Origin of the sequence: Luteolibacter sp. Y139, assembly GCF_038066715.1 — a bacterium.
Classification (GTDB): domain Bacteria; phylum Verrucomicrobiota; class Verrucomicrobiia; order Verrucomicrobiales; family Akkermansiaceae; genus Haloferula; species Haloferula soli.
In genome coordinates this window covers 87,514-105,445 of record NZ_JBBUKT010000001.1, presented here as the reverse complement: position 1 = coordinate 105,445, position 17,932 = coordinate 87,514, and the positions used below count along the sequence as shown (strand labels likewise).

The window sequence follows — 17,932 nt, the reverse complement described above, 5'->3', positions numbered from 1 at the left end:
TGGTGCCGCATGCAGCGCGTGATACCTCATGCGGCGCCCGCTCAGCTTCGCATTTCCTCCACCGAAAGATAGCGGAAAGAAACGACCTTGAAGCGCCTGCCGAACTTCGCATTGACGGGGTTGAGATTCGCCACAGGGGTATAGGCATCGTCTTTGGTGTCGACGAAATCAGCATAGCGCTGGACGACGGCTTCGCAGGTGGCGGTGGCGATGATTTTCCCCGCGGAATCGTGGGCCTCACCATAGCCACGAATCGTGAAGGTATCCGAGCGAGGGGTGATGACGGGAGCCAGCGACTGGAGCACATCCGCCTGGGTCAGGTAGCCGGGGATGCCGACGCCGGTTTTGAGCGGGCTGATATTGCTCTTGGACGTGATGGGATAAAGGGCGAGGGCTGTAGCTCCAATGGTGTCGTATCCTGCTGCCTGGTTGATCGTGGTATTGTCGATCGCCGTCTGGATGGCACCCTTGAGGCCTGATGGATCGGTAGAGACGCGGCGGTTCACGAATTCGGCCAGCGAAAGGAACGGTCCGCGGACTTCCACCTCATGGACGATGTTCTGGGCGAGGGTCTTGATCTGAGCATCGGTCAGGGTCTTGAAGCCATTCCAGTCATCATTCTCGGCACCGCTCGGGTAGTGGAAGCGAGGGAAGGGATTGGATGAGGACGCCGGCGCGCTGCCAGAATCCACGGCAAATTTGCTGCCGCGAAGTCCGGAGAGGAGTGCGGTCCACGCCTCAACGCTCGTCGAGTTGATGTTGAAAGCCCCGTCCACCATGAGGTGGGCGGCGATCTTCATGCAGCCTTCGGGTTGCTCGAGATCCCGGATCAGGTCGGTCTCGGTACGGTCGCCCTTCACGAGACGCATGCGAGGATTGCGCAAGGGATTCTGCTGGGGATCGTTGACGAACTTCTCCAGGACATCCGACAGCTGGCGGCGGGGCGCATTGGGCTTGGTCCAGACGTTGGCGCTGCCGCTGCCAGAGGTGGGCTCGATGACAGGTGCGGCGCCGCTGAAGAAGAAGCCGTCCCATAAGGCCTCATTGGCCAGGAATGCGGTGTCATAGATCGTTGGTTTGGGGTCTGCCCCCGCTGTGTTTGCAATCCCGACTTTATTCCGCGCAATGTAGGCGCTGGCCCAGCTGTTTGCGAACTGGTTGGCCGGTCCGAAGGGGGTGAAGGTGAGGTCAGCATTCTGAAATTCCGCGAGCGAGAGCATCGGAGCGCGTGGGATTTCGAAGAAGGGCAGCTTCGACTTGCCATCCTTGGCCGTGTTGGAAGGCCCATAGAAAGCCCGGCGCCCGCCGGAGCCATTTTCCACTTCAAGCAAATTGCCGAAGGTGGTGAGCGGGCCGCGGACGCGCAGCTTGTACTGCGGGCCGCTCGGGAAGGTCGCATTGGTCATGTAGGACGACATCCACGGCTGGCGGGGATTCCCGGTGTAGACCAAGTCGGCGGACTGGTCCTGGCCGGTCTTGGCGTAGCGGTGATAGAATTCCAGAGCGGCGAAAGGTGCAGGCTCCTTTTGCAGCACGGCATAGCTTTGCTTGGTGCTCTTGAAGCCGCTGCTCCGGCCAGCGCTAGTCTGGCCGAACTCGCCAGACTGGCCGTAGTAGCGCTGGAGCACATCCATGATGGCCTGGCCACGGGTGCCGGTGGTGGCGGTAGTCCCCTTGGCCCGGGTGGCATCCTCCACCGAAATGAAGCAGGGGTAGTCTTCACCGGTCACGATGGTGAAGGTCATGTCCGCCGTTTGTGTGGCAGCCATTTTCTCGGTCGTGAGCTTCACTTCCAGGCCGCCCTTGGTAGAGAAATCACTCAAGCTCGCGACCGGGCGGAGATAGGTGGTAATTCCCGTGATGCTGACCTGGGCCGAAGGGCTTGAGTAATCGACGGGAGTGAAGGTCTGGCGTGCGGAACTCGCCGGCGTGAAAACCCGGACTTCACCCGGCTGGAACCGGATCGGCGCGGGGGTCCCGGAAATCCTCGAGCCATTCGAAGTGATCGCGGCATAGAGGTAGGGATCGACGCTGCGTCCGTGACCCACCGACTTGAGTTGCCGGCCGAGAAGGGTGGATGCGCCGATTTCGTACTTTTTGGCTTCGGTCCCGTCGGGGTTGTAAAGGCGGTAAGCGAAGGCAAAAGGAACGTCCAGCCATGGGTAGGCGACGGCACCCTCGATCTCGAGTGCGACGTTGTAGGGATTCCAAAGCGTGACCACCGGAGTGATCACCACGCACGGCTCGGAAGCTGCGGTCAGGCCGGTGCTGAGCAGGAACATGACGCGGTCCACGACCGGGCGGATGCTTCCTTGGGTGGTGGTGGCATTCGGCGTATTCCACGGAGTGCGGAACAAGCCGCTCGGGACTGTGGCGGTCTTGGCGAAGGCGATGTGATCAAACGGGCGCTCGAAGACGGTGAGCCCGTCTCCCGACGTGGTGTAAAGATGGTAGGGGATCCGGTAGAACTTCCGGAGCAGATCGAACGTGGGAACGCCTGAACCCGGATAGTCGAACAGTACCTTGGCGGCGTCGAAATTATCCAATCTCGCGGTGTGTGTGGCACTGCTATAGAGGGGCTTGAAGAGAGGGCGCTGGCCGCGGTAGCTGCTCTGGACGCCGGTGAATTCGGCGGCTGCGGCGCGGAAGGGGTTCGGATAGCCGGCAGAGAAAGTGTCCTTGGCGAAGTCCGTGTCGGACATTTCGAAGCCGAGATTGAGATCGACCTTCAGGCCTCCTCTCACGGCATTGGTGATCAGGCCCATCGAGTGGGCGGTGTAGTCGTGGGAAGCAGTGCCCGAGAGATCGGTGCCGGCAAGGGTCTCATCCAGCTTCGATTGGGATACGGAAAGAACGCGTCCGGTGCGTGAATCCCAATCGCCTTCCGGCTGCTTGTAATTATGAGAAAGGGCGAGATTCGGGCGAGCTTGCGCGATGATGTCGTCGTTCGGGTTCCGCTTGCTGTTCTCGGGACCGCCGACATTGATCTTGGCGCGCGTGCCCTCTTGGGAGACCGCCCACGAATAGGCTCCATCGGTCGTGGGAACGCGTGGAACTTCGATTTCAAATCCATCCGAGTCCGCCCTGAAGATTTTCACCCCGTTGGCCTCGGGGGCCGACTCCGCCATCTTCTGGTCGAGCGTGCGCTTGGGCTCTGGATCCGCGACGAGCCAGCCCTTGAATTTGCTGGGCTTGTCGTAGGCCTGGGCGCCTACCGATCCTGAGGGATTGGAGAGAAGGCCCGTAGAGGAGGATTGCCATGCCCCTACCAAGTTAGGCTGAGGGACGGTGCTGCTCAGAATCGACGAGTCCGCCGTCACCCGGCGGTCATCGCCGAGGGTCTTTTGCAGCTGGCCGAGCGCAAGCATCAAGCCGAGGCGCGCATTGGCAGACGCCGCGGCACGGGCGTCCGTGGAGGAACTCTTGCGCAATTCAATCGAAGCCAAGCCGAGCAGGCCTGTCGCCAACACCGTGATGAGGACCATCAGGGACAGCGAAACCACGAGCGCGAAGCCTCGGGCCGGTTTTTTCCGGCGAGTTGTAATACGGAAGTGGGGTTTTACGGGCACATCGTCATTACGTCGTAACTTCCGACGCGGTTTAGTTCGTGCGAAATCCCAAGTGAAAAAGCTGGGTTTCAGGGTTTTTGGGTTTCCTGTATTCACAATGCCAAACATTGGTGCATGAAATTGCGACGTCAAGCCTCAAACTACCACGAATGTGGTAGGAACCCTACTCCGTCAGAAGGGGAAAATCGAGGTCGAAATGGTTCGGAGCGATCCCTCTTTGGAGGGAGGGCAGCTCCGAATTCGGCCATTTGCGAATGAAACCGGCGGCTTTCGACAAAAAAAATCGAGCCGCGCCCAAGAAGTCGGGCCGCCCCCGCCCCGCCCGCCTATTCGGTCGGGCGGGGCGTAGGCCACCCTGGAGGGGAGATTGGAATTACGGAGATCGCCGGGTGATTCTGTCCGGTTTTGCCGGATGGAATCCAGGGCGGCTCCGCTTTCCGGGGAGCATCCTGTGTACCTCCGCACCCCTCACAATTCCCCGCATGTGACAATTCCGCGGGGGCATTTCGCCGGTTCATGGGAGCCGGGGTGCCCAATGAAAACGAGGTGCTCACCTCGCCTAGGGGTCATCGTGCAGCCTGCTTTTAGACGGCGCGATTCATGGCGACTGGGGTGTCACTCTGGAAATCGTGAGCGTCACTGGCTTCTGGTTCCGGATCAGGAATATCTTTGGTGCTTGGTCGCCGGTTCCGTTCAGGGCGGCGAAAAGATCGGCGGCTTTGGTGACCTTCCTTCCGTTCACTCCTTGGATGAGGTCGTTCTCTTGGAGGCCGGCTTTCGCGGCAGGTGAATTTTGTGGAACTTGGGCCAACTGCACGCCGCCATCCTCGCGAGCCGTTCCGAAGGCAGAAAATTCCTCGCCTGCCAGAGAGTGGAGAAGGGCTCCGAGCCAATATTGGGGGATGGTTTCACCAGAAGCTGGCGTTTCGCCCGCGGACTTGAGCGCAGGGATCGCCGGTGTTTTGGCGATGGTTTTGAGCGACGGCTTCTTCACGCCGAATTGGTCCATCGGGAAGTTCGTGAAGCCGGCTTTGAGTGCGGGAGAGTTTTCCTTGAGGCGGAAGTCTGCCTTCACGGCATCGACGAAGTCCGGGGCGATGGCGATCGAGTCCGCATCACCTCCCTGTTTTCGGGAGGCGCCGAGGAGGGCTGGGAAGGTGAAGAAGTTCCTGTTGAATGCGGCGGCCCAGCCTTCCGGCATGCCGATTTCGGCGTGGGGTTTCATCAGCACGTTTCCCGTGACGGAGTCGCCGCTGTGGGTGAACCAGACGTGAGGGTGGAGGCCGTTGTTGACGATGACGTTGTCGTGCGCCTTCCGGCCGTAGCCCTCGCGGAACTTGAGGCCGCCGGCGAGGAGCAAATTACGATAGATCTCGTAGTTCGAGGACCCGTCATCGAGGTCGATGTCCCAGCCGTGGTCGCAGCGCCAGCGCGAGTCGCGGATGACGGTGGTTTCGACGGCATCGAGGTAAGGGAGCTTCGGGTTCTTCTCGACCTGTGGCTGGGAGATGCCGCGGTGGTTCGAGGTCCAGTAGCGGTCGCGGCCCCAGGAGTTGAAGGAGCCGTGGTCGTGGGTTTCGAGGACGGTGTCGAAAACATCGCAATATTCGATGAGGTGGCCTCCCCAGCAGCCGTCGCCGATATTGATGCCGGCCCGGGCGCAGTCGTAGATCGAAAGGTCGCGCAACGAGATGCGGGATGACATTGAGATCTGGACGCCGGCGGGCTGGCGTTCGACGCGGCCGATGCCGTGGATCAAGCAGTCCTCGACCGCGCAATCGGCGGGGTAGTTATCGGTCTTGGGCCCCGGCGTTGTGTCGATCTTCGTGAGGTCCTGGGTCTGGCTGTATTCAAAAAGCGGATCGCGAACGGCCGCAGGATCCCCGACGAAGCAGACGCCACTCGCCCCGGTGTCATGGATGTGGCAGCCCTTCACCAGGGCGCGGCGGTGGTATTGGTTGAAGAAGATCGCGTTGCCGCCTGGCTGATCGAACTCGCAGTCGAGGATAGCGACGTTCTCGGTGCCGGTCAGGGTGAACGCTCCACCGCGATAGATGGTCCAGTCGGAGCGGAGCAGCGGCTCGCGGTTCTCCATGAAAGTGCGGGCGGCATGGCGGATGACGAAACCTTGGAAGGTGAGGTGGCGCACTGGGTCGGCGGCGGTGCCGCGGACGTCTACCAGATGGCTGAGCCGGACGATCTCGACGTTGGCGTCGCTGGGATTCCGCCCAGCCTCGGGGAAGTAGTAGAGGGTGTTGGTCTTCGCGTTGTGGAACCACTCGCCGGGTGCATCAAGCTCCTCGAAGATGTTTTCCACCATTCGCTGTTGGGCGTGCATGCCCATCTGCCGGTTATTCTGCCAGCCTCCCTCATACTGTAGCGTGCCGTCGGCTTTCTTGCCGGTGATGCGGTAGTGATAGCCTCCCCATCGAGCCACATGCATGGCGTGGATGTAGCCACCGGCGGGATCCGCCCAGTGTGCGGCGCGTTCCTTCGAGATGGCATCGGCGGCGAAGCCTTGGTAGGCGGCGGTGGGCTTGGCCGGATCGTAGTTCGGATAGCGGGCCATGCGCTGGCGGGTGCCGTCGATGAAGAGCTGGTCGATCGACAATCCGGCGGGTGTGGTCGCTTGCCAGATGCCATCGCGATAAGGCTGCCACTGGAGGGCGAGCTTGCTGCCGCCGCTGAGGACGGCTTTGCCTTCATGCTCCGCTTTCCAGGTCACCGGAAATGCCGGAGTTCCCGAGTCAGCGGCAGTGAGGACGAGGGCTTCGGGGAGGTAGTAAATACCATCCGCCACGTGGATGGTGACGGCTTCCTTGCCGACGATGCGGCGTGCAGCATCGCGAGCTGCGGTCAAGGACACCAACGGACCCTCTGTCGTTCCCGGCTGGCGGTCATTGCCCAGCGGCGAAACGTACAGGTCCGCGGCGAGAACAGGGACTGTCAGAGCGTGCAAGCTGGCGATGGCGATCACGAAGCGGCGTCGCATGAATGGGATCAGGAAAAGTGCGAGTCTTGGGTTGAAACCAGAAAAATTCTCACCAAAAACAACTTAAGCGGACATTTTTGTCTGAGGAGGCGGAGGAACGCGACAATGATTGTCCGGCTGCGATTTCATCAGAGAAATCAGGGAGTCGCTCACGTAATCGGAGCACCCCGCTTTTCATGAAGTCATTCGCTCTTCTTCTCATGCTGGCTGCCGCAAAGGGCGCCGACACCGATTGGCCTGCCTATCTGGGGGACAAGACGAGCAGCCACTATTCCGCGCTCGCCCAGATCACGCCGGAGAATGTTTCGAAGCTTCAGCCTGCCTGGACCTATCACGCCGGCGGAGCTGATGCAGAGAACCGCTCGCAGATCCAATGCAACCCGCTGGTGATTGACGGCGTGCTCTACGGCACCTCGCCTGATTTCCAACTGGTCGCCCTCGATGCTGCGAGCGGGATGGAAAAGTGGCGGTTCGATCCGGCGAAGGAAGGATTGGCGAAGAGTGGGGTGAATCGCGGTGTTGTTCAGTGGGGCACGGGTGATGATGCTCGGATCCTCTATGCGAATGACCGCTACCTGCATGCGATCGACCTGCGCAGCGGAAAGCGGATCTCCTCTTTCGGAAAGGGCGGCAGCGTCGATCTGAAGGAGGGTCTGGGGCGCGAGGCGGGGAACCTCTACCTCACCGCGAATACTCCGGGGGTGATTTATCGCGATCTCCTGATCATGGGCATGCGGCTCGGGGAGGGGCCAGGGCCTGCCGCGCCGGGACCGATCCGTGCCTACAATGTCCGCACCGGTGAATTGGTCTGGAGGTTCGACACGATCCCGCAGCCCGGCGAGCCGGGTAGTGAGACGTGGCCGCCCGATGCCTCCCGCCGGCTGGGCGGAGCGAATGTCTGGACCGGCTTCGCCGTGGATGAAGCGCGCGGGCTGGTTTTTTGTCCGACCGGTTCTGCGGCCTTCGATTTCTGGGGAGGGGATCGCATTGGTCAGAATCTTTACGCGAATTGCCTGCTCGCGCTCGATGCCAATACCGGCAAGCGCGTCTGGCATTTCCAGTTCGTCCATCACGACCTGTGGGATCGCGATCTGCCCGCGCCGCCGAATTTGCTCACGATCACGCGAGATGGCCGGCGCATCGATGCGGTGGCGCAGGTCACGAAGTCGGGGCATGTTTTTGTCTTCGATCGAGTGACGGGTGAGCCGCTGTTTCCGATCGAGGAAAAGCCGGTGCTGCCTTCCGATCTTGCGGGGGAGTCGGCATGGCCGACGCAGCCGCTTCCTTCGAAGCCGGCACCGTTTGCACGGCAAGTTTTCAGCAAGGACCTCGTTACCGATGTTTCGCCGGAGGCGCATCACGTCGTCTTGGAACGTTTCGAGAAGCTGAAGCCGCATGCTCCCTTCACGCCGCCGAGCGAGCAGGGGACGATCATCTTTCCCGGCTTCGACGGCGGGGCGGAGTGGGGTGGAGCGGCGGCTGATCCCGATGGTGTTCTCTACGTCAATGCCAACGAGATGCCGTGGATTCTCACCATGGTGCCTGCGAAAGGAAATGCGGCCGCGACCACTGGCGAAACATTCTACACCCAGCTCTGCGCCGCCTGCCACGGTGTGGATCGCAAGGGCAACCCTGCCCAGAACGTCCCGAATCTAACAGACGTGTCCCAGCGGCTGAAGAAGCCGGACGTGGTTTCCCTTCTTCAGACCGGTCGGAAGGTGATGCCGGCCTTCGCCTTCCTGAGTGAAGCGCAGCGCCAGCAGCTCGCGGATTTCCTCTTTGGCGAGGAGGTGAACGACCCTGCGCGCAAGACCGAGCCGGGAGGCGATGGGAGCCCCGCCGTTTCGCCTTACACGACTACCGGCTACAATCGCTTCCTGGACCCGCAGGGCTATCCCGCGGTCAAACCGCCGTGGGGCACGCTCAATGCCATTGACTTGAATACCGGCGACTACAAGTGGTCGGTTCCACTCGGTGAGTATCCCGAACTGACCGCCAAAGGCATTCCCAAGACCGGCACTGAGAACTATGGCGGACCGGTCATCACTGCCGGCGGCTTGGTATTCATCGCTGCCAGCAGGGACGAGCACATCCGGGCGTTCGACCGCCGCACCGGACAAGAGCTTTGGAAAGCCAAGCTGCCAGCCGGTGGCTACGCGACACCTGCGACCTACTCGGTGGGAGGGCGGCAGTACGTGGTGGTCGCCTGTGGTGGTGGGAAGATGGGGACGAAAAGCGGTGATGCTTATGTGGCCTTCTCGTTGCCAGAGTAGCAGGGCTACTTCATCTCCCCTGACTCCACGAGCGACTCGATGATCTGCCGGGCACCTTTTGCCTGCGCGGCGAGGTTTTCCAAACGGGTGGGTGGCAGGAGGTCGAAGGTCGAGGTGGATACGGGTTTGGCAGAAGCACGTTCCCGGGCGATCTCGTCCAGCCGGGTTCGCCCGAGCTCGTTGAGGTGACTTCCAAGAGCCTCAACGAAAGCGGGATCCTTGAGTGGTTGTCCAAAGTCGGCGTTGATGTTCCGGTTTACGAGGTCGACGGGAATCGCCACTGCTTCGAAGTCAGGGTTGCCGTTGCGCAGCTTCTCATAGTCTTCCAGCGACATCTTGCCGGAGGCACACGCATCCGATGCGAGGAGCAGTTCCAGCAACGGAGCTGGGGCGCGATTGAAGCGGTCCAAGGCTTGTCGTGATTCCTCCCACCTCCGCTTCGTGTAATCGAGAGAGAGCTGCTGTACCTCCGCCAATTTGTCGGGAGGAAGGGCATCCGGCCCGGTGATTTTCATGAGGGCCATGCTTCCCAAGCTTTCGTCAGGCTTCAACTTGGAGAGCTGGGGGTCGACCATGCTGCGGATCGCTTGCACGCATGCCACGACATCTTCCGCGGTCCGGGTCGAGACGCGCCACTGCTCTTCCCCATAGAGTTTCTTCAACCGCTCCTGTTCGGCGGCGGCTGGATTGGCGGCTTGAGCGTCGACGCCGACCGGGCGCAGGCGAGATCTGGCGTCACTCGCAGGTTGGCTCGCGATGTTGACCGGTGTTGAAGGGGGAGTCGCCGGTTTTGCCCGGAGCGCCAAAGTTCCGACCACTGCGAGGAGAAGAATTGCCGACAGGATCACGAGGGCTTTTTTCATGGCGAAGAGAGAAAGGAGAAGACTCAGAAGCGAAGGCATTGCCGCGGACGCAGCGGCGGCGATCGACTGTTTCGTCAATGACGCGACGGTGGCCGATGGAACGGAGGGGATGCCGCCCAGGCCGTGTGCAAGGGCCGCGCCCAAGCCACTGCCCGCCACGCATCCGCGAAGGGTAAATTGGCGTCGTAGCCGTTCAATCGCCCGGTCCACCCGTTTCTGCGCGGCGGCGGCGCTGATCGTCTGGACTTCGGCAATCTCTTTCAGGCTCAGCCGCCGATAGTAGCGGAGCAAAAGCGCATCGCGGTCCTTGCCCGGCAGTGCATCGAGTGCTTCGGCGAGCAGGGGTTCGATTTCTTCCCATGTCTCTCCAGAGGGATCGGGTGTCATGCTCCGGAAGTGGGTTTCAAATTCGTCCCGCTTCCGTGATTCACTCCGCTGCGATTGAAGGGCGTTCCTGGAGTGGAAGACGGCCGTCCGGTGCAGCCAGCCTGCGAGGGTGGCTCTGCCTGACAAGGAAGCTCCCTTGCGGGCGAGGGTGATGAAGGTCAGCTGGGCTGCGTCCGCTGCCAGCGCCTCATTCCGGCAGGTCTGCCGTGCGGCCATGAAAACGAGTCCGGCATACCTCGCCGTCAGCGCGCGGAACGCTTCTTCGGATTGGTGCTTCAGCCACTTCGAGAGCAGCTCGGCATCGGACACTTCGGACATCGTATGAAATCATCTGTGAAGCCCGTCCCGAAATCAGACAGGAAATTTCACGGATGACCCAAATGGCCGCGCGAGTCTCAGAGTCCGCCGAAGCGGCGGTGGCGGCGGGCGTATTCCTGCACCGCTTCATTGAGATCGGCCTGATGGAAGTCGGGCCAGAATTTCTTGAAGATGACGATCTCCGCGTAGCTGATCTGCCAGAGCAGGAAATTCGAAACGCGCAGCTCGCCGGAGGTGCGGATCAGGAGGTCCGGGTCCGGGATGTCCGCAGTGTAGAGCCGCGAGGCGAAGGTGGCGTTGTCGATCTGTGCGGGGTCGATTTTTCCCGCGGCGGCGTCGACGGCCAGGGAGCGGGCGGCTTCGACAATTTCTTCGCGGGCACCGTAGGAGAGCGCGAGAATGAGAGTCAGCGAGGTGTTTCCCGAGGTGCGCTCGATTGCCTTGTTGAGCTTGCGGCGAGTGCGATCCGGCAAGCGCTCAAGGTGGCCGATGGCGGTCAGCTTGACGTTTTGCTTCATCAGCTCCCCGGCCTTTTCTTCGAGGAAGCGCTCTAGCAACGCCATCAGCGCCGTGATTTCGGCGGCGGGGCGATTCCAGTTCTCGGAGGAGAAGGCGTAGAGTGTGAGATACTCGACGCCGAGTTGCTTGCAGCCTTCCACACATTCGCGCACGGACTCGGCGCCGGCGCGGTGGCCGGAGATGCGGGGCTTGCCTCGCTCTTTCGCCCAGCGACCATTGCCATCCATGATGATGGCAATGTGCCGGGGAATGGAGGAGTCATTCATGTCGCGGCCGAAGCTAGGGAGGGGGGACGCGGATTGCATGAAGCGGTAGTGAATTTCAGACGACTAACGTTTGAGCACGGTCCGGGCCGACGCCGACGAATTTCACGGGCGTGTCGCAGAGTTCGCTGAGGCGCTTGAGGTAGGCCTTCGCGTTTGCCGGCAGGTCGATGAAATCGGTGCAGGCGGTGGTGTCCTGCTGCCAGCCGGGAAGCTCTTCGTAAACGGCCACGGCGCGGTCCCAGGCGTGGCGATCGGCCGGCGGGAGCTCGTGGATGATGCCATCGATGTCGTAGCCGGTGCAGATCTGGAGCGTGGCGTAGTTGTCGAGGCCGTCGAGGTTGGTGACCGCGAGGCCGGTGGCGCCATTGACCATGCAGCCGTGGCGGAGCAGGACGGCATCCAGCCAGCCGCAACCGCGCGGGCGGCCGGTGGTGGCGCCGAATTCGCGGCCAAGATCGTGCAGATACTGCGACAAGCCTTCATCGGCGGTCGGGAAGGGACCGGAACCGACTCGAGTTGTGTAGGCCTTGCAGACGCCGATGACCTGCTGGATCGATGTCGGCGGGAGGCCGGTGCCGGTGCAGGAGCCGCCGGAGGTGGTATTCGACGAGGTGACGAAGGGATAGGTGCCGAAGTCGATATCGAGCAGCGAGCCCTGGGCACCTTCGAAGAGGATGATCTTTCCTGCCTTCCACGCCTTGTGGAGCACCGGAATGGTATTGCTCACGTGTGGCTTCAGGCGGGCGAAGGCGGCGAGCACTTCGTCGGCTTGTTCCTCGGCGTTGAAGGTGGGCAGGCCGAACTTGGCGAGCACCTCGTTCGCGTCGGCGGTGCGGTGCGCGACCATTTCGCGGAAGTAAGCCTCATCGAGCAGGTCGGCGATGCGCAGTCCGTTGCGGTTGATCTTGTCGGCATAGGCCGGGCCGATGCCGCGCTTGGTGGTGCCGATCTTGCGATCGCCGAGGGCGGCTTCGCGGGCGGCATCGAGTTCCTTGTGCAGCGGAAGCACGACGTGTGCGCGGTCGGAAATGAGGAGCTTGTCCGGGGTGATGGAGACGCCCTGGCCTTCGACGCGCTCGATTTCCGCGACAAGGCCGACCGGGTCGACGACGACGCCGTTGCCGATGATGTTGATCTTGCCGTCCCAGAGGATGCCGGAGGGGAGCAGGTGCAGGATGTACTTCGTGCCACGGGCGATGACCGTGTGGCCGGCATTGTTGCCGCCTTGGCCGCGGACGACGACGTCAGCGGACTCGGTGAGGTAATCGACGATCTTGCCTTTGCCTTCGTCTCCCCACTGGAGACCGGTGACGATGGTGTTCATTCGGAAGTGATCAGTGATCAGTGATCGGTGATCAGTGGTAGAAGCTATTTGGTGGAGTCGATGAGGGAGGCGAATTCTTCGAAGAAGTAGGTCGCGTCGTGCGGGCCGGGGGCGGCTTCCGGGTGATACTGGACGGAGAACACGGGCATGTCCTTGTGGCGGATGCCTTCGACGGTGTCGTCGTTCAGATTGATGTGAGTGACTTCCGCGTTCGACGGCAGCGAGTCGGGATCGACGGCGAAGCCGTGGTTCTGCGAGGTGATGGAGATCCGTCCGCTGCGCAGGTCCTTGACCGGCTGGTTGCCACCGCGGTGGCCGAACTTCAGCTTGTAGGTCTTGCCGCCGAAGACGTGGCCGAGGATCTGATTGCCGAGGCAGATGCCGAAGACGGGCTTCTTGCCGATGAGCTTCTTGATTTCCTCGTGGATGTAGCCGAGGGCGGCCGGGTCGCCCGGGCCGTTCGAGAGGAAGATGCCGTCCGGGTTTTTGGCCAGGACCGCTTCGGCGGTGGTGCGGGAATTCACCACGTCCACCTCGAAGCCGGCCTGGCGCAGGCGGCGGAGGATGTTCCACTTGATGCCGAAGTCGAAGGCGACGATGCGATGCTTGATCGGGGGCAGCTCGAAGTAGGTGTCGAGATGGCCGGTCAGGGCATTCGGCAGGGTGAAGCGACGTGACTCGGAATCCCAGAGGTAATCGCTCGGGGTGGAGACTTCCTGCACGTAGTCCATGCCTTCCATGGAAGGGGACTTCCGGGCGGTGGAGATGGCTTCCTCGCTGGAAAGCTGGGTGGTCAGGCAGGCGCGCATGGCACCGCGGGAGCGCAGGTGCTTGGTCAGGGCGCGGGTGTCGACGTGCTCGATGCCCAGCACACCGTGCTCCGAGAAGTAGTCGGGCAGGGTCATCCGCGAGCGCCAGTTCGAGGCGACGGGCGAAAGTTCGCCGATCACGAAGCCGCGGACGTGTGGAGCGGACGACTCGGCGTCTTCCGGATTGATCCCGTAGTTTCCGATCTGCGGGTAGGTCATCGAGACGATTTGACCGCGGTAGGAGGGGTCGGTGATGACCTCCTGGTAGCCCGTCATCGAGGTATTAAAGCAGATTTCCCCGGTGGTCGTTCCGGAGGCTCCGAAGGCACGGCCTTCGAAAAGGCGGCCGTCTTCCAGGGCAAGAATGGCTTTCATGGGCGCGATACTGCCGCAAAAGGTAGGAGGGCTTCCCGCGCGGCGGGCGGAACGTAGGGGAGGGCGGACCCGCGTCACAAGCGGAATTCGGAATTCCTTCCGCGTCAGCCCGCTTCCACCTGCCGCCGCAGCTTGTGGGCGCGGGAAAGATTCTGCTCGTAGATCCCCTCGAGCCGCTTGGTGAACTCGTGTGCGGTCTCGTTTTCCCCCGGCAGGACCGGTTCGCCGAGCTCAATGCTGATGCGGATGGGGAATTCCGGCTTTTGCCAGAGCGGCCAGCCTTTTTCGAGGAAGCGGGTATTGCTGCGGATGAAAACCGGGCGGACGGCGACGCCGGCTTTCCGGGCGATCAGGGCGCAGCCGCCGCGCAGGGGATTGATCCAGCGGGCTTCGCGGCGGGTGCGGGTGCCCTCGGGGAAAAGGAGGAGCTGCCCGCCCTTCTGGAGCGCCCCGGCAGCGTCTTTCACCATCCGGGAGGAGGATCCATTGGGGATGTAGCCGGCCAGCCGGGCGCCGCCGCCGAGGAAGGGATTCTTCAGGATCGCCTCCTTCATGATGCAGATCGGCTGCGGGAGCTTGGAAATCACAAAGACGGCGTCCCACAGGGAGGTGTGGTTCGGCGCGATGATGACGGGCTGCTTTTCCTCCTCCAGGGCATCGAGCGAGCTCAAGTCGGCGTAGACCAGATCGGTGGCCCGCAGGTAGGCCACGAAAACCCGGAAGGCCCGGTGCAGCATGCTGCGGCCGAGCTTTTTCGCGGTGGCGCAGGGGAGCAGGATGATCAGGGGAATCGAGATCGCGGTGAAGAGCAGCCCGAAGATGCCCCAGTAGGCGATGCCTCCGAGCGTGGCCGCCATTTCCCATGGCCAGCGCCACCAGCGGCGCGCTTGCGCGGCCGCGGAATCGGGCCGGGGGAGAGTTTGGCTTTCCAAGGAGGGCATGGACAACAGCGCGGCGAGTCTAACGTGTTTGAATCCACACGGTCGATGGAAATTTCCGTAGTGTTAGAGCCTCTCGGGGCTTGTCAGGGCGGCTGGGGAGGGGATGGATCGCAGCGATGCAAGATCCTCTCGCTGCGCTGCCCCACGGGCCGGAATTCCGCTTCGTCGATGCGATCGAAACGCTCGATCCGGGGAAATCCGCGACTGCCAGCTACCTAGTGCGGGGTGACGAGGGCTTTCTCGCCGGGCACTTTCCGGGGAATCCGCTGATGCCCGGGGTGATCCTGATCGAGGCGATTGCGCAGCTCGGCGGGGTGGTGGCGCAGAGTGATCCGGCGATTCCGCCTTTGGAGAATCTGCTGCTGACCGGGGTGCGTGGGGCGAAGATTCTGGGAGTGGCCAAGCCGGGGGAAACGTTGACGCTGAAGGCCGAGGTCGAGGGGCGTCTTGGTGGGATGATCCAAGTGTCGGGTGAGGTCAGTGTGGGTGACCGGCCGCTTGCCTCGGCGAAGATCATGCTCAGCGGGCAGGAGAGCGCTTCCTGAGCGGCTTCACTCCCAGCGGCGGACGACGAGGCTTCGGATCATGTCGTCCAAGGTCTGCAAGCCCGGAGTAATCTCCGCGGCGTGCGTGGCAAGCCACGCTTCGGCCTCGGTGCAGTAGGCTTCGAAGTTTTGGGAGAGATCTTCCTCGCGCCTTGAGCTTCGGCCCAAGTGTTCGGCGTCAGGTGAGTCATCCGGCAAGCCGGGTAATGTGATCGGGAAGGTGGCGATGATTTGGCAGGTGTTGTCGTCCGACATGCCGACAAAAAGGTAGTGAAGGCGTCCCTTTCTCATGAGGTCGTTTTCGAACAACCATTGCGTGACGGTCCGAATTCCGTGACCTCCATCAAACTCAAGGCGCTTCTTCAAGGTCGGAAAGCCAGCGCTCCCATCCACAAAGGCGGGCGAACTCACATCGCCATCGCCTGTGGCGGCCTCATCGATCTGCTTCCGAAGAGTGCCGAGTGATTTGTCGGGCTTCTCCCGGCCTACAGTGCCGTCCGTCATGATTGATCCCCACTCGTCCGCCTTGTGAATCAGGATCTGGGCTGCCTCCGAGTCATCGTCGGCGTTCTCGGGTTCGATGGGGATGCCGCTCGGCGTGGCAGCTGGCAGGCGGATGGCCCAGTGAAGCGGACGGTTGTAATAGCTTGGCTTGAGAATGAACTGTTGGTCCGTTTGCGTCTGCTTCCACTCCTCCGCGGTGTAAAGCGGATGCATGGGCACCTGCTTGATCACGGCCGTTTTGGCCCAGTCATCGGGAACATTGACGGAGAATGGGCCGGCGAAAAGTTTCCGTGTGGCCGGGATTGGCGTTGGCTTCGTAGCAGTTGGTGCCTTGCGCTCTTGGCATCCGAGCAGGGCGAAGCCGGACAATCCGATCCAGTTCCGGCGAGTCCATGTGGGAATCATGAGTGCCGCCTTTTAAGGTCGGCGCGGGAAAGCGTCCACAGGGAATCGTCCGCGGCCGTCTCCCAATGGCGAGGCATTTCCCAGCCGGCGAGGACTTCGGTCATGCGCTGGCGGAGTTGCTCGAGCGTGCCGGATTTCAGTTCCACCATGGCGGTGACTTCTTCGACGCGCTCGGGATCGTGGCTGGGGACGCCGAAGGCGCGGGCTCTCATCACCAGACCGCTGGCCATGAGGGCGGCCTCGATTTTTGCCGGGCCGATCTTGCGGCCGGCGACGTTGATGGATTCCGCGCCGCTGCTTTCTAACATCATGCGTCCGTCTTCAATGCGTCCGAAGTCCTGGGTGAGAAAGCTGCCATTGCCGAGGATCTCGCTTTCGCGTTTCGACTCGTAGCCGAGTGCGACCGAGGTGCTCCCGATGAGGAAGCGCCCTGACTCGCAAACCTTCACGCTGACTCCGGGCAAGGGCGTGCCGAGATCGGCGGCGCTTTCCCGTGGTGTCTCGCTGGTGTCGTAGGAGATCCCGCCACATTCGCTGGCTCCGTAGAAATTGTGGAGCTTCAGGCCGCAGTCGTTGAAGACCGAGCATTCCAGTTCGAGCGACAGTGGTGCGCCGGCTGAGACGGCGAGCGCGATCTTGGCCTCGCGCAGGATCCCCGAGCGATGCCATGCCTTCCACATCGAGGGGACTCCCGGCAGCACCACGCCATCGTGCTGCGCGATGGCATCAGCCATGATTTTCGGGAAGGGCACTTCCACGACGTGCACTGGCACGCCGTGCAGCAGCAGGGGCAGGATGATGCTGGAGAAGCCGTAGGAGTGCGTGAGCGATGCTGCGGCCAGGTTCGGCACCTCATGGTGCAGGTGCATCGCTGCGGCGAGGCGGTCGGCGTCGGCTGCGATCTGTTCCGCGGAAAAGAATACGGCGCGGGGTTTTCCTTCGATGCCCGGGGTTAGCTTCAAGTGCGCCGTGCCTTCGGGAAATGACGCGGGTAGCTCCGGGATGGCAGCTCCTTTTTCCAACGGGAGGACCGGCTGTCCATCGCGCCAACCACGCAAAGCGGCGAGCGCGATATCGACGGCGGATCCTTGCGCGATCACAGGTCCGTTCGCTTTCGGCAACCGGGTTAAGCGCTTGTGGAGATCTGAAAAGGTAATGTGCTCCGCTCCATCGATCAGAGCGATCCGGTCGCTTGATTGGTCGAGGGTTTGCAGCCAGCGGGAGAATAGCACTCGGTCTGCCTAGGGATGGAGCTTCCGGGTGAAAAGTGCCAAGTTCCTTGTGGGGCTTGCCTGAGCGGTTGTTGCCTCCAAACTCCGGGTGTGCCCCGGATTGAAATCGTTACTGACATCGCCGCACCGATCGAAAGGGTGTTCGATTTCGCGCGGAGCATCGATGTCCATCAGGAGAGCCAGACGAGGCACGGTGAGAAGGCGGTTGCGGGGCGGACTTCGGGGCTGATCGAGGCGGGGGAGACGGTGACGTGGGAGGCGACCCATTTCGGCGTGCGGCAGCGGCTCGCCAGTCGTATCGATGCGATGACGAAGCCGGTCCACTTCCGGGACTCGATGATTTCGGGGGCGTTCGCTGGATTTGTCCACGATCACCACTTTGAGGAGATTCCGAGTGGGACGCGGATGACGGATGTCTTCGACTACACTGCACCGCTTGGTGTGCTAGGGCGTTTGGCGGATGTGCTCTTTCTGGAGCGATACATGCGGCGGCTGTTGGAGGAACGGAACGAGGTGATACGCCGCTTGGCGGAAGATGCTTGAGAGCGGAGTCTTTGGCCCGCGGAAGCGAACCCGGCAGCACCATTTCCTGAGATCGGGGAAACCTGGC

Annotated in this window: 12 protein-coding genes; 3 read left to right on the top strand and 9 right to left on the bottom strand. The window is 62.0% G+C overall.

What is annotated here, in order from left to right; translation table 11 throughout:
* Positions 1 to 41 precede the first annotated feature (41 nt).
* Both WKV53_RS00450 and WKV53_RS00445 read right to left on the bottom strand, forming a co-directional pair.
* A complete protein-coding gene (locus WKV53_RS00450; RefSeq protein ID WP_341402284.1) occupies positions 42 to 3,503 on the bottom strand; it encodes a hypothetical protein in 3,462 nt (1,153 codons plus the stop codon).
* 664 nt (positions 3,504 to 4,167) lie between these two features.
* On the bottom strand, positions 4,168 to 6,561 hold the full coding sequence (locus WKV53_RS00445; RefSeq protein WP_341402283.1) for a PDZ domain-containing protein: 2,394 nt from the start codon (positions 6,559 to 6,561) through the stop codon (positions 4,168 to 4,170).
* A gap of 176 nt (positions 6,562 to 6,737) precedes the next feature.
* On the opposite strand from WKV53_RS00445, the gene WKV53_RS00440 reads away from it, so the two are divergent.
* Positions 6,738 to 8,834, top strand: coding sequence for an outer membrane protein assembly factor BamB family protein (locus tag WKV53_RS00440; RefSeq protein WP_341402282.1), 2,097 nt, complete (start codon positions 6,738 to 6,740; stop codon positions 8,832 to 8,834).
* Between the two features lie 5 nt (positions 8,835 to 8,839).
* On the opposite strand, the gene WKV53_RS00435 is transcribed toward WKV53_RS00440, so the two are convergent.
* The 5 genes from WKV53_RS00435 to WKV53_RS00415 form a co-directional block, all read right to left on the bottom strand.
* Complete coding sequence (locus tag WKV53_RS00435) at positions 8,840 to 10,402, bottom strand: RNA polymerase sigma factor (RefSeq protein WP_341402280.1); 1,563 nt, start codon at positions 10,400 to 10,402, stop codon at positions 8,840 to 8,842.
* 77 nt (positions 10,403 to 10,479) lie between these two features.
* Positions 10,480 to 11,187: an undecaprenyl pyrophosphate synthase gene (gene uppS, locus WKV53_RS00430; protein WP_341402279.1), complete on the bottom strand. Its 708-nt coding sequence runs from the start codon at positions 11,185 to 11,187 to the stop codon at positions 10,480 to 10,482.
* Positions 11,188 to 11,242: 55 nt separating this feature from the next.
* On the bottom strand, positions 11,243 to 12,511 hold the full coding sequence (locus WKV53_RS00425; RefSeq protein ID WP_341402278.1) for an adenylosuccinate synthase: 1,269 nt from the start codon (positions 12,509 to 12,511) through the stop codon (positions 11,243 to 11,245).
* Positions 12,512 to 12,555: 44 nt separating this feature from the next.
* Entirely contained in the window at positions 12,556 to 13,695 is a 1,140-nt protein-coding gene (carA, locus tag WKV53_RS00420; protein WP_341402277.1) for a glutamine-hydrolyzing carbamoyl-phosphate synthase small subunit, read from the bottom strand.
* A 104-nt stretch (positions 13,696 to 13,799) separates the two neighbouring features.
* Positions 13,800 to 14,636, bottom strand: a complete 837-nt coding sequence (locus WKV53_RS00415; RefSeq protein ID WP_341402276.1) for a lysophospholipid acyltransferase family protein — start codon at positions 14,634 to 14,636, stop codon at positions 13,800 to 13,802.
* 116 nt (positions 14,637 to 14,752) lie between these two features.
* On the opposite strand from WKV53_RS00415, the gene WKV53_RS00410 reads away from it, so the two are divergent.
* Positions 14,753 to 15,181, top strand: coding sequence for a 3-hydroxyacyl-ACP dehydratase FabZ family protein (locus tag WKV53_RS00410; protein WP_341402275.1), 429 nt, complete (start codon positions 14,753 to 14,755; stop codon positions 15,179 to 15,181).
* 6 nt (positions 15,182 to 15,187) lie between these two features.
* Here the strand turns inward: WKV53_RS00410 and WKV53_RS00405 are convergent, their stop codons facing one another.
* The gene (locus WKV53_RS00405) at positions 15,188 to 15,898 is read right to left on the bottom strand and encodes a hypothetical protein (protein WP_341402274.1); all 711 of its coding nucleotides are present in this window, start codon (positions 15,896 to 15,898) and stop codon (positions 15,188 to 15,190) included.
* A 188-nt stretch (positions 15,899 to 16,086) separates the two neighbouring features.
* A complete protein-coding gene (locus WKV53_RS00400) occupies positions 16,087 to 17,322 on the bottom strand; it encodes an AMP-binding protein (RefSeq protein WP_341402273.1) in 1,236 nt (411 codons plus the stop codon).
* A 90-nt stretch (positions 17,323 to 17,412) separates the two neighbouring features.
* On the opposite strand from WKV53_RS00400, the gene WKV53_RS00395 reads away from it, so the two are divergent.
* A complete protein-coding gene (locus WKV53_RS00395) occupies positions 17,413 to 17,865 on the top strand; it encodes an SRPBCC family protein (RefSeq protein ID WP_341402271.1) in 453 nt (150 codons plus the stop codon).
* Positions 17,866 to 17,932 lie beyond the last annotated feature (67 nt).

Bases quoted from the DNA above. Each gene is read 5' to 3' on its own strand.
- WKV53_RS00445 (WP_341402283.1), bottom strand. From the start codon at position 6,561: ATGCGACGCCGCTTCGTGATCGCCATCGCCAGCTTGCACGCTCTGACA.
- WKV53_RS00440 (WP_341402282.1), top strand. From the start codon at position 6,738: ATGAAGTCATTCGCTCTTCTTCTCATGCTGGCTGCCGCAAAGGGCGCC.
- WKV53_RS00435 (WP_341402280.1), bottom strand. From the start codon at position 10,402: ATGTCCGAAGTGTCCGATGCCGAGCTGCTCTCGAAGTGGCTGAAGCAC.
- uppS (WP_341402279.1), bottom strand. From the start codon at position 11,187: ATGAATGACTCCTCCATTCCCCGGCACATTGCCATCATCATGGATGGC.
- WKV53_RS00425 (WP_341402278.1), bottom strand. From the start codon at position 12,511: ATGAACACCATCGTCACCGGTCTCCAGTGGGGAGACGAAGGCAAAGGC.
- carA (WP_341402277.1), bottom strand. From the start codon at position 13,695: ATGAAAGCCATTCTTGCCCTGGAAGACGGCCGCCTTTTCGAAGGCCGT.
- WKV53_RS00415 (WP_341402276.1), bottom strand. From the start codon at position 14,636: ATGCCCTCCTTGGAAAGCCAAACTCTCCCCCGGCCCGATTCCGCGGCC.
- WKV53_RS00410 (WP_341402275.1), top strand. From the start codon at position 14,753: ATGCAAGATCCTCTCGCTGCGCTGCCCCACGGGCCGGAATTCCGCTTC.
- WKV53_RS00405 (WP_341402274.1), bottom strand. From the start codon at position 15,898: ATGCATCCGCTTTACACCGCGGAGGAGTGGAAGCAGACGCAAACGGAC.